The following is a 14,331-nucleotide window of genomic DNA, read 5'->3' as shown; positions in this document are numbered from 1 at the left end:
TTTGGTAGGCTGGAAGGGTCGCAACTGGCGTTGGGTGGCTAACCACCAGGGAGCGGCAATCACGAAGACCACGGATCGTACGCCTGGGCCGAGGGTCATGTTTTGCCGGAATTGGGGCTGCCACGCGCCAGCGCAGCAACAGTATGCCGTGCTTCCACGCCCTGTCATCAACGCGGTGGGAAAGCGCGCCAGCCGGTAGCCTGACCTAAGCAGTGCCCGTATCCCTAGCCAGGAGTTCTTCGTGACTACTACAGCCACCTCTACCACAGCAGTCAGCAACCAGCCGCTGGCTGAGCTCGACCCCGAAATCGCCGCAGTCCTGGACCAGGAGCTTGGCCGCCAGCGCGGCACCCTGGAAATGATTGCCTCCGAGAACTTCGCGCCCCGCGCCGTGATGGAAGCCCAGGGCTCCGTCCTCACCAACAAGTACGCCGAGGGCTACCCTGGCCGCCGCTACTATGGCGGCTGCGAATACGTCGACGTTGCAGAGCAGCTGGCCATCGACCGGGTCAAGGCCTTGTTCGGTGCGGAGTACGCCAACGTCCAGCCGCACTCCGGTGCCCAGGCCAACGCCGCTGCCCTCTCCGCCATGATCACCCCGGGCGACAAGATCCTGGGCCTGTCCCTGGCACACGGCGGCCACCTGACCCACGGCATGAAGCTGAACTTCTCCGGCAAGCTGTACCAGGTTGCCGCCTACCAGGTCGAGGAAGACAACTTCCGCATCGACATGGACAAGCTGCGTGAGCAGGCCATCGCCGAAAAGCCGCAGGTCATCATCGCCGGCTGGTCCGCCTACCCCCGCCACCTGGACTTCGCAGCGTTCCGCTCCATCGCCGATGAAGTGGGTGCGCTGCTCTGGACCGACATGGCACACTTCGCGGGCCTGGTTGCCGCCGGACTGCACCCCAGCCCGGTGCCGCACTCCGACGTCGTCACCTCCACCGTGCACAAGACCCTCGCCGGTCCCCGCTCCGGTGTGATCCTGGCGAAGGAACAGTGGGCCAAGAAGCTGAACTCCAACGTCTTCCCGGGCCAGCAGGGCGGCCCGCTCATGCACGTCATCGCCGCCAAGGCCGTTGCCTTCAAGATCGCCGGCACCCAGGAATTCAAGGAGCGCCAGGAGCGCGTCCTCGAAGGTGCCAGGATTATCGCCGACCGGCTGAACCAGGCCGATGTCGCCGAGGCAGGCGTCTCCGTCCTCACCGGCGGCACCGACGTCCACCTGGTACTGGTTGACCTGCGCAACTCCCAGCTGGACGGCCAGCAGGCAGAAGACCTCCTGCACTCCGTGGGCATCACCGTCAACCGCAACGCCGTGCCCTTCGACCCCCGCCCGCCGATGGTCACCTCCGGCCTGCGCATCGGTACCCCGGCCCTGGCCACCCGCGGCTTCGGCGCTGCCGAGTTCACCGAGGTCGCCGAGATCATCGCCACCGCCCTCAAGGCAGGCAACAGCGCCGACGTCGAGGCCCTGCAGTCCCGCGTTGACAAGCTGGCAGCCGATTTCCCGCTCTACCCGCAGCACGAGCAGTGGTGACCAATGACTGAAACCACCACCGCGCAGATCCTTGACGGCAAGGCCACCGCCGCTGCCATCAAAGCCGAGCTGACTGACCGCGTGGCCGCACTCAAGGCCAAGGGCGTCATTCCGGGGATCGCCACCGTACTGGTCGGGGCGGATCCGGCCTCGCAGCTGTATGTGTCCATGAAGCACAAGCAATCTGCGCAGATCGGGATGAACTCCATCCAGCGCGAACTTCCCGCGGACGCCACCCAGGAGCAGGTGGAGAGCCTCATTGACGAACTCAATGCGGACCCGGCCTGCCACGGCTACATTGTGCAGCTGCCGCTGCCCAAACACCTGGATACCGACGCGATCCTGGAACGCATTGATCCCGCCAAGGACGCCGACGGGCTGCACCCCACCAACCTCGGCCGGCTGGTGCTGAACGTCAACCACAAGATCACCACGCCGCTGCCGTGCACGCCCCGCGGCGTCATCGAGCTCCTTGAGCGCAACGGGTACAGCCTGGCGGGCAAGCATGTTGTGGTGGTGGGCCGCGGCGTCACGATCGGCCGGTCCATCGGCCTGCTGCTGACCCGCCGGGACGTCAACGCCACGGTGACCCTGACCCACACCGGCACCACGAACCTCTCGGAACTGCTCCGGCAGGCGGACGTGATCGTGGGTGCTGCCGGCGTCAAGCACATCGTCAAGGCGGCGGACGTCAAGCCGGGCGCGGCGTTGCTGGACGTCGGGGTCACCCGCGAGACCGATCCGGAAACAGGCAAAAGCCGCGTGTACGGCGACATCGATCCCGCCGCTGCCGAGGTGGCCGGCTGGATCTCGCCGAACCCCGGCGGCGTCGGACCCATGACTGTGGCGCTGCTGATGACCAACGTGGTTGAGGCGGCAGAACGCGCAGCCGGCATCGCGCAGTAGTCCCGCCACCGGGCGCACGACGGCGGCACGGCACCTTTCGCAGGGAAGGCGCCGTGCCGCCGTCGGCCGTTAACGAAACTGCCGGCGTCCTGCCACTTGCGCGCCGCCGGAGCCTGTTCCGGGGGGAGTGCCCCTGTTCGCCGGGGGTGGAAGAGGGCCGGAGCACAGCCGGCCATTTGAGACAATGGCTGCATGCGAACTTTGGGCAGCTCACCGTCATCCTCCAAACCCGCCAGGGGCGGCTTTTCGATGTTCCGCATCAGCGGGCCGGGCCTGATGGTCCTGGTAACGGCGTTCATCGTGGCCGTCCTCTTCGCCGCAAACCAGAACGACGTCGTGGGTTGGGTGGTTGCCATCATCGCCGGCTTCTGGCTGGCCTTGGCTGCGTTCGTGGTGTTCAGCATTCAACGGGCCGCCAGGAAGGCGGGGGCAAAGCTCACCGAGGCGCAGAGCGCCTTCAACACTGCCACCGGCCGCGCTCCCGCGCCCGCTTCCGCCGACCACGGCGGAACCCGTGTGATCTACGAACGCTCCGAAGCTGACGAAGTACGTGACCTCAAGCTTGACCACTCCTTCAAGATCGTCCAGGTGCAGGTCCGCGTGGTGGAAGAGGAGCGCGCCAAGGGTGCGGCCGCCAATCAGGACACCATCAACCGCGCCCTGGAGACCATCGAGATCACAGCCACCAATGCCCGGGACATGATCAAGTCCTCCGGCGGCAGCGGAGAGCCGGTCGCGGGAACCATCATCGACTAGAGTGGAGCGGGTGAGCTCGGCATTGAACAAGGACCACCTTCGCATCGCATCCGTCAACGTAAACGGCCTCCGGGCTGCCTACAAAAACGGCATGGCGGCGTGGCTTGAGCCGCGGGACGTGGACATCCTCTGCCTGCAGGAGGTACGCGCCCCCGACGCGATCGTCCGGCAGCTGCTCGGGGATGACTGGCATATCCTGCACGCCGAAGCGGAAGCGAAAGGCCGTGCCGGCGTCGCCATCGCGTCCCGGCAGGAACCCCTGGCCACCAGGAACGGGATCGGCGACGACTACTTTGCCACGGCCGGGCGCTGGGTGGAGGCCGACTTCCGGTACCCGGACGCCGCCGGGAACCCCGTTCAACTCACCGTAGCCAGCGCCTACGTGCACTCGGGCGAGGTGGGGACGCCAAAGCAGGACGACAAATTCCGTTTCCTGGACGCCATGGTCACCCGGCTGCCGGAGCTGGCCAAGCACAGCGACCATGCGCTGGTGGTGGGAGACCTGAACGTCGCCCACACACCGTTCGACATCCGGAACGCCAAGGGCAACGTGAAGAAGGCCGGGTTCCTGCCGGCGGAACGCGAATACTTTGACCGCTTCCTGGGCGGGGAAATCGGCTGGCACGACGTCCACCGGAACCTGTCCGGCGAGATGGACGGGCCCTACACCTGGTGGTCCCAGCGCGGAAAAGCCTTCGACAACGACACCGGCTGGCGCATCGACTACCACCTGGCCACGCCCGGGCTGGCGGCCGGCGCCCTGTCCGCCGTCGTCGACCGCGCCGCCTCCTGGGACACCCGCTTCTCCGACCACGCCCCGCTGGTAGTGGACTACCAGCTCTAAGCCCGAAAGTTCTTCGATGACCAGCCAGACTTCCCAGACAGCCAAGAAGCGCATCCTCTCCGGCGCCAAGCCGACCGCCGATTCCCTCCACCTGGGCAACTACATCGGAGCCGTGCGCAACTGGGTGGATATGCAGGCAGAGTACGACGCCGTATTCTTCGTCCCGGACCTGCACGCCATTACGGTGGACTTTGAGCCCGGGGAACTTGCCAAGCGGACCCGCATCGTCGCGGCCCAGTACATCGCCGCCGGGATCGACCCGGACAAGAGCATCTTCTTTGTCCAGTCCCATGTGCCGGAGCACGCACAGCTTGCCTGGGCGCTGAACTGCATCACGGGCTTCGGCGAGGCGTCGCGGATGACCCAGTTCAAGGACAAGACCCAGAAATCCGGAGCAGATTCCGCCACGTTGGGCCTGTTCGCGTACCCCACGCTGATGGCGGCCGACATCCTGCTCTACCAGAGCGACCTTGTCCCCGTTGGCGAGGACCAGCGCCAGCACCTTGAGCTGACCCGCAACCTGGCCCAGCGTTTCAACACCCGGTTTGGCCAGACCTTCACGGTGCCCGAGGCAACGATCGTCAAGGAAAGCGCCAAGATCTACGATCTCCAGAACCCCAGCGCCAAGATGTCCAAGACGGGTGAGTCGCCCAACGGTGCCATCCAGCTGCTGGAAGATCCCAAGATCGCAGCCAAGCGCATCAAGTCCGCGGTCACCGACGCCGGAACGGAGATCCGTTTTGACGCCGAGGAAAAGCCTGGGGTGTCCAATCTGTTGACCATCTATTCCGCCCTCACCGGCAAATCGGTCGCCGAGCTGGAAGCCGAGTACCAAGGAAAGATGTACGGCCACCTCAAGGTGGACCTCGCCGAGGTGGTGGTGGATTTCGTCACCCCGATCCGCAACCGCACGAACGAGCTCATGGCCGATCCCGCCGAGCTCGACCGGTTGCTGGCCCTGGGCGCCGACCGGGCCCGGGAGATCGCTTCGGTCACCCTCGCACGGGTCTACGAGCGCATGGGCTTCCTGCCGTCCCTCAGCCTCGCTGGAGTCCGCTAGCGCCATGTCTTCGAAAAACGCTACCGCCAGGGGAGGCGCGTGCCCTGCCGGCGAGGCGGAGCGGACCCGGCGTAACCGTTACGAGGACCGGTCCGGGCAGGATGCCGTGGCGGAAGGCGGCGCGGCCGGGACCGAAGACGTCAGCGTGGGCGTCATCCTGGGTTTCCCGGACGAGATTGCCGCGGAGCTGCAGCGCTGGCGTGCGTCGTTCGGGGACCCGATGGCCGGAGTGATACCGGCGCACATCACCCTGATCACCACCACGCCCACCCAGGATTGGGAGGCAACCCGTCGGCACGTCCGCGAGGTTGCCCGGTGCCAAAGGCCCTTCACGGTCACAATCGCCGGGACGGGAACGTTCCGCCCCGTCTCGCCTGTTGTCTTCATCAAAGTGGAGGAAGGGTTCGAGCACTGCGTGGATTTGCACCGCAGGCTGCAGCAGGGTCCCCTGCACCGCGAGCTGCCGTTCGCCTACCATCCCCACGTCACCATTGCCCACGACGTCGCCCCGGAAAGCCTGGACGAGGCCGAAACGGCACTGAAGAACTATAAGGCAACCTTCCCCGTGGTTAGCATGGGACTCTATGAGCATGATGCCGACGGCATCTGGCAGCTAAGGGAAGAGCTGGATTTTGGGACCGAAACTAACAACGACGCCGGCACCCCCTTCACGGACGCTGCCGCGAACACCGCAACGGACGCCGTCTGACCAGCAGCCCCTGCCTACCGAAATCGCCCGGCTGAAGCTGGACGTCATCCAGAAGCGCAGCGACTGGCATAAGGCGCGACGCTCCGGCGGCAAGGTTCGTGCCCTGCTGGCGTGGGTACAGTTGTTCACTGCCCGGCTGAACGTCGTGCGGCCCATGCGGGCATTCAGGCATTACGGACTCCACTATGGGCCGTTGATGAGCGCGGGCATCGGCTTCAACATGTTCTTCTCCATCACGGGCCTGCTGGCCACCGGCTTTTCCGTGGCCGGCCTGGTACTCCGCGGTCAGCCGGCCCTCCTGGACACCATCATCAGCAGCGTGGCCAGGAGCGCCCCGGGCCTGTTGAAGATCAACGGCGGCGATGGCCTGGTGGACCCCAAGGACTTACTGGATCCCAGCGGACTGGGCTGGACGGCCGTAATCAGCGCCGTGGTCACCGTGGTTACTTCGCTCGGCTGGATCAACGGCCTCCGGGACGGCCTCCGCGGGGTAGTTGAGTTGCCTCCGCTGGTGGTCAATCCCATCCTGCTCAAGCTGCGCGACGCCGGGACCCTGCTTCTGCTGGGCGTGGCGCTCGTCATCAGTGCGGGCGCATCGCTGGTGTTCGGCACCGCCGCCGGTTGGGTTGCCGATTTCCTGCATCTCAGCGACGCCCTGGCCGGCCCGCTGACCACGTCCGTCAAGATTGTGGTGCCACTGGTCCTGAACTGGGTCACCGCGCTGATCATGTTCCGGTTGGCTGCCGGGTTGAAGCTTTCCCGCCAGGCCCTGCTTGAGGGAACGATCCTTGCCGCCGTGGGCACCACAGTGCTGCAGATCTTCAGCACGGAACTGTTGGGCGGTGCCAGCCGGAACCCCATCCTGGCACCGTTTGCCATCATCATCGGCCTGCTTATCTGGTTCAACCTGGTCAGCCAGGTTTATCTCGTGTCCGCAGGGTGGTCAGCGGTGCGCGAGGCGGACCTCGCGTCCGGCGGCAAGCCCCGCAAAACGATCCTTGGTGCCCGCCGGGCGACACCCCAGACCTGACCCCGGCGAAGGGGTCCTAGGGGAAGGGCAGCAGCCCTTCCCACCGCACTGTCCAGCCCGGCGGGAAACCGGGGGAGCGACGGTCAGGGCCGGCGTCCCATCCGGCGGCCATCAATGCTGTGGCGGCCAGGAGGCCGCCGTTGCCAGGCAGGTACAGCGGCAGGGAATCGGTTTGGCGGTTGTGCCCGTTGGGCAGGACCGTATTCTTGCCCGCATCCTGCAAAAGGACGTCCACAGCGGCCTCCGGATCACCCAGGCGGGCAGCGGCCATGGCCATGACCGGGTAATCCCAACCCCAGGTACTTTCCCAATCCCAGCCAGCCAGGACATCGGCCAGTGTGGCCCGCATGATGTTTTCGTCAATGAGGTCCGTCCGCGGCAGGACCCCCAATGCGCACAGCATCGACGGGTGGTCAGTCCTGATGGTGAAAGGCTCCACGTCTATCGCTGCGTAGACGCCGTCCATGATGCGCGGCGGAACGAGTCCTCCTGCAACGTCCTGCCACGCCGCCACAGGTTCCAGGCCCAGCCGTTCCCGCCATAAAGCGGCGGTCCGGAGGCCCCACTGCCAGTACGCCAGCTCAAAGGTGGGATTCGTGACGGAGGCCCTGAGCGCGCCGTAGCTCTCCTGGGCCGGAACAAGGGGCGGCCCCAATTCGAATCCGCGCGCTGTGGGGTGCGCAAAACTGGCCATGAACGAGGCCGACTCGAACACGATCTCCGCGAACTCCGCCAGGACCTCCTTGCACGGATTGGCGCGATAGACGAGTTCTGCGAGATAGATGGGGTGCGGCTGCTGCCAGAGAAGGAAGGTGCCGATCGGGCTGGGGCTCTCCCGCCCGTCCGGGCCCACCTGCTTGGGCCAGCGGACGCCGTCGAACCCTTGGGCCCTCGCCGTCTGCCGCGACGTCTCGAGGACCGTGGTGTACCACCGCAGGGACGGCAGCAGGAGGTCTGCACGGCCCCAGAGGGCGAAATGTGCAGCGTGCCACCAGTGCATCTCAAGATGGAACCGTCCGCGCCACGAATTGCAGACGAGCCCGGTTTCCTGGGGCGGGAGGGAGCCGGCGCAGTTGACCGCTGTCAGGTACTGGGAGAGGACAATGCGGCGCTCAAGCTCCTTGGCACGGGCGTCCGCGGTGGCATCCAGTTCCACGGCGGCCCCCGTGCTCCAAAATCCCTCCCAATGGTCCGCGGAGGCAGCGGCAATGCTGTTGCCGGGGCTGTTGCTGCCAGGGAAGGGCCCGACGGCGGCACCGGCTTTTGCGTCTCCGCGCGGCAGTTGCACCGGCGGAAAGGCGTCGTCCACGGTTCGCGGGATGCAGTCGCCATCGCCGGCGGACACAAAGGCCAACGCGACGTCCAGCACTCCGGGGCCGCCGGGCAAGGTGCTGATCCGGATCCGGTGCCTGCCCGTTTGTTCCACGACGAGTCCGGCGCCGCTGACCAGCATCCGGTACCGGGCGTCGTCCAGTTCACGGTGAACGGTCCACGTTGTCGAGCCAGGATGGACCTCAGACGCGACAGGCTCCCCGAGGGTGGTGGTATGGGCCTCCGGCCGGTTCCAATCGGCGGCGTTGTGCCAGGCCTCGGATCCGTATGGGAAATCAACGCAGAGCACCAGCCCTTCGTGGAGGACGGGTGATTCCACGTGGAGGCCCAGTTCATCGCGACGCGGATGGCAGGCGGTAAGGACGTTGACCGGCCGGCCACCAAGGGTGAAGCCGCTGTGGACGGTGCCTGTCCACAGGTCGAGGGTCTGCCCGGTGCCTGCCAGGTCTGTTCGGCTGATGGCCTGTTCGGTTGGGCCTGGTGCCAGCATGAAGCCGATGCGAGCCAGGTCCAGCCGGTGCGGGTTGGCCCGCAGCCACGTTTCGGCGGCCGAGGTGCCGGTCTCGCGGTCGTTGACGATGTCACCCACCATGTCCACGTAGGGCACAGGCCCGCGAGGCGAATCGTAGGAAACGGTGGAGCCGGCCAGTCCGTAGGGCTCTTCGGCGGGACGGGAATGCCAGCCCCACTGGGACAGCGTACCGAGGAGTGTCCCGGGCGCGAGGGCGTCGTCGCGGGCACCCACCGGATATTCGGCCGGGAAGGTCTGCACGCCGGTCAGGTCCATCGTGAAGGCAAACTCGCCGTTCCCCACCGACACCGGGCTTCGCGGGTCCAGAGTTCGCTGGCTGACGTTGTGCCTGCTGACCAGCGCCTTCCTGTCGATGGGCACGGTGCTGCCCGGCGCGGCATTGGGCCTAACCGGACGGTCGGTGGCGCCTTGGCTGTGCACGCTGAACGGCCTCCTGGGGAGTGGGGGTGAGGACACGGTTACGGAAAGCCGACCGGCCGGGGAGCTTAGGGTGCGGGATGGGGGAGCAGAAAGCGTTTTCCCACTTCCTATCCTCGGGGCGTGAAGGGGCCACTGTCAACGGTCCGCCCGCAACCCGCGGGGCACACAACTATCGGAGTTGCAGGGAAAGCTCACGTTGCACTTGTGCCCGACAATCGGTCCTTGACGTCGGAAGCAGGCTTTTGATACGTTTCACGAAATCGCTTTCCCATCTCGGAAGAAGCTTGCCCAATGACGCGAAAAGTTGTCCGAACCCTTCGTAAATCAACTGCCATCCTGACGGCCGTGGCACTCCTTGGCCTCACCGCCGCATGCTCCAGCACCCCATCCACCAAGCCTGAGGACGGTCCTGTTGAAATCCGGTTCTCCTGGTGGGGCAACGCAGGCCGCGCCGACCTGACCAACAAGGCCATCGCCGAATTCGAGAAGGCCAACCCGAACATCAAAGTCAAGCCGGAGTACGGCGACATCGGCGGATACTTCGACAAGCTTGCCACCCAGGTGGCCGCCAATGATGCTCCCGACGTCATCACCATGGGTGGCGCCTATCCGGCGGAGTACGCCAACCGGGGTGCCCTGCTGGATTTGGCTACAGTCAAGGGCCCGCTGGATCTGTCCAAGATGGACCAGGGCGCACTGGAAAACGGCCAGGTCAAGGGCAAGCAATACGGGGTTTCCACCGGCGCCAATGCCCTGGCGATCGTCGCCAATCCGGCGGTGTTCTCGGCGGCGGGAGTTCCGCTGCCGGACGATACTTCCTGGAGCTGGGACGACTTCGCGAAGATCGCGGCGGATGTCACGGCCCATAGTCCCAAGGGGACCTACGGAACCGCTACGGTACTCACCCACGACTCCCTGGACGCCTTCGCCCGCCAGCGGGGTGAATCGCTGTACACCCAGGACGGCCAGTTGGGGCTCGGCAAGGAAACGGTCCAGGACTACTTCGACTACTCACTGAAGTTGAGCGAAACCGGGGCGGCGCCAAGCGCCTCCGAGACCGTCGAGAAGCTCAACGTCAGCACCGAGCAAACCCTTATGGGCATGGGCAAAGCGGCCATGATGCTGACCTGGAGCAACTCGTTGTCGGCCCTCAGCAAGGCATCCGGCGCCGACCTCAAGCTGCTCAAGCTCCCGGGTGAAAAACCCACGCCCGGAATCTGGCTCCAGTCCTCGCAGTTCTACACCATCTCGGCCCGCAGCAAGCACGCGGACGCTGCGGCAAAGCTCGTCAGCTTCCTGGTCAACGACCAGTCGGCGGCCAGGATCATCCAGAGCGACAGGGGCGTTCCCAGCAACGCCGACATGCGCAACTCCATCAAGGGCATGCTCACGCCGCAGGGAAAGGTGGAGGCCGACTACATCAGCCAAATCGGCAAGATGGACTTCGCCCCCACGTACATCGGACCCACAGGCTCAACGGCCGTCTCCGAAATCACGGCCCGGATCAACACCGATGTCCTGTTCAAGAGGCTGGCGCCGGACAAGGCGGCAGACGAGTGGATCAGCGAGAGTAAGGCTGCCATCGGCAAATAGCCCGGGTGCCCGGGCGCGCTCCCTGGAACGGGGTGTGTTTCAGGCGTCGAGGTACTGGTCGGCCCACGCCGCGATGATCCGGGCGGCGCGGGCGGCCTGGCCCTTTCCGGTCAGCAGGTGGTCGCTTCCCTCGAGGGAGACGAAATTGCGCGGGTGCCGGGCGGTCTGGAAGATCGTGCTGGCGTTCTCGATCCCCACCGTGTTGTCGGTGGGGGAGTGCAGCACCATCAGCGGTTTGTGCAGCTGCCGGATGCAGTCGGTCAGGTCGGCGTTCTCCAGGTCCTCCACGAAGTGCCGGCGGATCTCCACCCGCTTCCCGCCCAGGTCCACCTCGGCACTCCCGTCGCTGAGGATCTTGTCCAGGGCGGCGTCAAAAACGTGTGCCACATGCTTGGGGGAGAAGGGCGCGCCCACCGTCGCCACGGCGTCGAGCTCGGGGATCTCCCGTGCGGCCGCCAGCACGGCGGCACCACCAAAGGAATGGCCCACCAACAGGGAGATTTCCTTCCCCTCCGCACGCATGAAATCCGCGGCTTTCACCGTGTCGGCCACTTTGTGGCTGAACGAGCCGGCAGACCATTCGCCTGCCGAGCCGCCCAGGCCTAGGTTGTCGAACCGCAGCATGCCAATGCCGCTGTCCGCCAGGGCCTTGCACATCCGGGACGCGGATGGGCTGTCCTTGCCGAGCGTGAACCCGTGCGAAAACACTCCCCAGCCCTTGACCGCGCCTTCCGGGACGTCGATGATTCCGGACAGCGTCTCACCGGTTGAGCCTGCGAAGGATACTTTTTCGGAGCGGGACATGCTGTTCCCTTTCGCTTGGTAGGAATGGCTGTGGGCCCATGCCCGCAGGGTTCCCGGGCCGAGCGTGCACGGTCAGGGGGCGGGTGGGGAGAAACAACGACGGCGCCCCCACCAGATCTGGTGAGTGACGCCGTCGGCCGTTCTTGCTGTTGTTGGACCTGCTAGATCTTGCGGGCGAGGATGGCCTGCTTGACCTCTGCGATGGCCTGGGTCACCTGGATGCCGCGGGGGCACGCCTCTGAGCAGTTGAAGGTGGTGCGGCACCGCCACACGCCTTCCTTGTCGTTCAGGATCTCCAGGCGCATGTCGCCGGCGTCATCACGGGAATCGAAGATGAAACGGTGGGCGTTGACGATCGCGGCGGGGCCGAAGTACTGCCCGTCCGTCCAGAACACCGGGCAGGAGGACGTGCACGCCGCACAAAGGATGCACTTGGTGGTGTCGTCGAAGCGCTCCCGGTCCTCGGCGGACTGCAGGCGCTCCCGGGTGGGCTCGTGGCCCTTGTTGATCAGGAACGGCATGACTTCGCGGTAGGACTGGAAGAACGGCTCCATGTCCACGATCAGGTCCTTCTCCACCGGCAGGCCCTTGATGGGCTCCACCGTGATGGGCTTGGAGGTGTCCAGGTCCTTCAGGAGGGTCTTGCACGCGAGGCGGTTGCGGCCGTTAATGCGCATGGCGTCGGAACCGCACACGCCGTGGGCGCAGGAGCGGCGGAAGGAGAGGGTTCCGTCCGTCTCCCACTTCACCTTGTGCAGGGCGTCCAGTACACGGTCCGTGCCGTACATGGTGAGGTGGAAGTCGTCCCAGGTGGCTTCCTCGGAAACCTCCGGGTTGTACCGGCGGACCCGCAGGTGGACATCGAACGTGGGGATTTCCCCGCCCCCGCCAACGCCGGCAGGCAGTTCAACCTTTGAGGCTGGCTCAGCGATTTCAGCGGTCATCTTAGTACTTCCTCACCATCGGCTCGTAGCGGGTAAAGACAACCGGCTTGGTGGCGAGGCGGATGCCGGCGATTGATTCCGCCGATCCGTCGGCCGGCGCATGGTCATCCTTGTACGCCATGGAGTGCTTCATGAATTTCTCGTCGTCACGCTCGGGGAAGTCCTCGCGGAAGTGGCCGCCGCGGGATTCCTCACGGTGCAGGGCGGCCACGGTCATCACCTTGGCCAGTTCCAGCAGGAAGCCGAGCTCAACGGCTTCCAGCAGGTCCAGGTTGAAGCGCTTGCCCTTGTCCTGGACGTTGATGCGCTTGTACCGCTCCTCGAAGGAGGCGATGTCGCGCAGCACCTGGTTCAGGGTATCGGCGGTACGGAACACCTGCATGTTGGCGTCCATGGTGTCCTGCAGTTCCTTGCGGATCTGGGCAACCTTTTCGTCACCGGTACCGTTGCGGGCAATGTCCAGAAGCTCGGTGGTGTAGGCCAGCGGGTTCTCCGGCAGCTCCACGAAATCGGCCGTCTTCGCGTACTCGGCGGCGGCCACGCCGGCCCGCTTGCCGAACACGTTGATGTCCAGCAGGGAGTTGGTGCCCAGACGGTTGGAGCCGTGGACGGACACGCATGCCACTTCACCGGCGGCGTAGAGGCCCGGCACTACGGTGTCGTTGTCCTGCAGCACCTCGGTTTGAATGTTCGTCGGGATGCCGCCCATGGCGTAGTGCGCCGTGGGGAACACCGGTACGGGCTCGGTGTACGGTTCCACGCCCAGGTAGGTACGGGCGAACTCGGTGATGTCCGGGAGCTTCGCGTCGATGTGCGCCGGTTCCAGGTGGGTCAGGTCCAGGAGGACGTAGTCCTTGTTCGGACCGCAACCGCGGCCTTCACGGACCTCGTTGGCCATGGAGCGGGCCACGATGTCGCGGGGCGCCAGGTCCTTGATGGTGGGAGCGTAGCGCTCCATGAAGCGCTCACCCTCGGAGTTGCGCAGGATGGCACCTTCACCACGGGCTGCTTCGGAGAGCAGGATGCCCAGGCCGGCGAGGCCGGTGGGGTGGAACTGGAAGAATTCCATGTCCTCCAGCGGGATGCCGCGGCGGAAGGCGATGCCCATGCCGTCGCCCGTAAGGGTGTGTGCGTTCGAGGTGGTCTTGAAGACCTTGCCGGCGCCGCCGGAGGCGAACACCACGGACTTGGCCTGGAAGACGTGCAGTTCACCGGAGGCGAGGTCGTAGGACACGACGCCGGCCACGCGCTTCTGCTTGTAGGGCGTGCCGTCCTCGCGGACAGCATCCTCTTCGACCGTCAGCAGGTCCAGGACGTAGTACTCGTTGTAGAACTCAACGTTGTGCTTGACGCAGTTTTGGTACAGGGTCTGCAGGATCATGTGGCCGGTGCGGTCTGCGGCGTAGCAGGCACGGCGCACGGGAGCCTTGCCGTGGTCACGGGTGTGGCCGCCGAAGCGGCGCTGGTCGATGCGTCCCTCGGGCGTGCGGTTGAACGGCAGGCCCATCTTCTCGAGGTCCAGCACGGCGTCGATGGCTTCCTTCGCCATGACCTCTGCAGCGTCCTGGTCAACCAGGTAGTCGCCGCCCTTGACGGTGTCGAACGTGTGCCATTCCCAGTTGTCTTCCTCGACATTGGCAAGGGCTGCACACATGCCACCCTGTGCCGCACCCGTGTGCGAGCGGGTGGGGTAGAGCTTGGTCAGTACTGCTGTGCGCGCGCGCTGACCGGACTCGATCGCGGCGCGCATGCCAGCGCCACCGGCACCGACGATGACGACGTCGTACTTATGGACCTGCATACCAGACGCTCTTTCTCTCAAAATTCGCTATCAAACAACGGGGCGGCTTCGCCTGCTCCG

At 65.6% G+C, this 14,331-nt stretch carries 12 protein-coding genes and 1 riboswitch; of the genes, 8 read left to right on the top strand and 4 right to left on the bottom strand.

Going from position 1 to position 14,331, the window contains the following annotated elements:
• Positions 1-10: 10 nt before the first annotated feature.
• A riboswitch (ZMP/ZTP riboswitch) is annotated at positions 11-96 on the top strand.
• 145 nt (positions 97-241) lie between these two features.
• The 7 genes from glyA to ACX5I6_RS19055 all read left to right on the top strand — a co-directional run bounded on the left by glyA (position 242) and on the right by ACX5I6_RS19055 (position 6,845).
• Positions 242-1,540 carry a serine hydroxymethyltransferase gene (gene glyA / locus ACX5I6_RS19085; protein ID WP_461841491.1) on the top strand — a complete coding sequence of 433 codons (1,299 nt, stop codon included), beginning with the start codon at positions 242-244 and terminating at the stop codon, positions 1,538-1,540.
• Positions 1,541-1,543: 3 nt separating this feature from the next.
• Positions 1,544-2,446 carry a bifunctional methylenetetrahydrofolate dehydrogenase/methenyltetrahydrofolate cyclohydrolase gene (locus ACX5I6_RS19080; RefSeq protein WP_461841490.1) on the top strand — a complete coding sequence of 301 codons (903 nt, stop codon included), beginning with the start codon at positions 1,544-1,546 and terminating at the stop codon, positions 2,444-2,446.
• Positions 2,447-2,638: 192 nt separating this feature from the next.
• Positions 2,639-3,202 carry a hypothetical protein gene (locus tag ACX5I6_RS19075; protein ID WP_285248321.1) on the top strand — a complete coding sequence of 188 codons (564 nt, stop codon included), beginning with the start codon at positions 2,639-2,641 and terminating at the stop codon, positions 3,200-3,202.
• Positions 3,203-3,212: 10 nt separating this feature from the next.
• Positions 3,213-4,046 (top strand): exodeoxyribonuclease III, encoded by an 834-nt coding sequence (locus ACX5I6_RS19070; protein ID WP_461841489.1) that lies wholly within the window; start codon positions 3,213-3,215, stop codon positions 4,044-4,046.
• 16 nt (positions 4,047-4,062) lie between these two features.
• The gene (gene trpS, locus ACX5I6_RS19065; protein WP_461841488.1) at positions 4,063-5,106 is read left to right on the top strand and encodes a tryptophan--tRNA ligase; all 1,044 of its coding nucleotides are present in this window, start codon (positions 4,063-4,065) and stop codon (positions 5,104-5,106) included.
• A 4-nt stretch (positions 5,107-5,110) separates the two neighbouring features.
• Positions 5,111-5,815 (top strand): 2'-5' RNA ligase family protein, encoded by a 705-nt coding sequence (locus tag ACX5I6_RS19060; RefSeq protein ID WP_461841487.1) that lies wholly within the window; start codon positions 5,111-5,113, stop codon positions 5,813-5,815.
• On the top strand, positions 5,739-6,845 hold the full coding sequence (locus tag ACX5I6_RS19055) for a YihY/virulence factor BrkB family protein (protein WP_461841486.1): 1,107 nt from the start codon (positions 5,739-5,741) through the stop codon (positions 6,843-6,845). Before ACX5I6_RS19060 ends, ACX5I6_RS19055 begins: the two co-directional genes overlap by 77 nt.
• A 16-nt stretch (positions 6,846-6,861) precedes the next feature.
• On the opposite strand, the gene ACX5I6_RS19050 is transcribed toward ACX5I6_RS19055, so the two are convergent.
• Entirely contained in the window at positions 6,862-9,129 is a 2,268-nt protein-coding gene (locus tag ACX5I6_RS19050) for a hypothetical protein (protein ID WP_461841485.1), read from the bottom strand.
• 291 nt (positions 9,130-9,420) lie between these two features.
• On the opposite strand from ACX5I6_RS19050, the gene ACX5I6_RS19045 reads away from it, so the two are divergent.
• On the top strand, positions 9,421-10,722 hold the full coding sequence (locus ACX5I6_RS19045; RefSeq protein ID WP_461841484.1) for an ABC transporter substrate-binding protein: 1,302 nt from the start codon (positions 9,421-9,423) through the stop codon (positions 10,720-10,722).
• Between the two features lie 39 nt (positions 10,723-10,761).
• Here the strand turns inward: ACX5I6_RS19045 and ACX5I6_RS19040 are convergent, their stop codons facing one another.
• The 3 genes from ACX5I6_RS19040 to sdhA form a co-directional block, all read right to left on the bottom strand.
• On the bottom strand, positions 10,762-11,526 hold the full coding sequence (locus tag ACX5I6_RS19040; RefSeq protein WP_461841483.1) for an alpha/beta hydrolase family protein: 765 nt from the start codon (positions 11,524-11,526) through the stop codon (positions 10,762-10,764).
• Positions 11,527-11,687: 161 nt separating this feature from the next.
• Positions 11,688-12,470 (bottom strand): succinate dehydrogenase iron-sulfur subunit, encoded by a 783-nt coding sequence (locus ACX5I6_RS19035; RefSeq protein WP_018761929.1) that lies wholly within the window; start codon positions 12,468-12,470, stop codon positions 11,688-11,690.
• 1 nt (position 12,471) lies between these two features.
• A complete protein-coding gene (gene sdhA, locus ACX5I6_RS19030; RefSeq protein WP_018761928.1) occupies positions 12,472-14,271 on the bottom strand; it encodes a succinate dehydrogenase flavoprotein subunit in 1,800 nt (599 codons plus the stop codon).
• Between the last annotated feature and the right edge of the window lie 60 nt (positions 14,272-14,331).

The organism is Arthrobacter sp. MMS24-T111, assembly GCF_054888995.1.
Note: the sequence above shows the minus strand (reverse complement) of the source record. Positions and strands in the feature narration are given on the sequence as shown.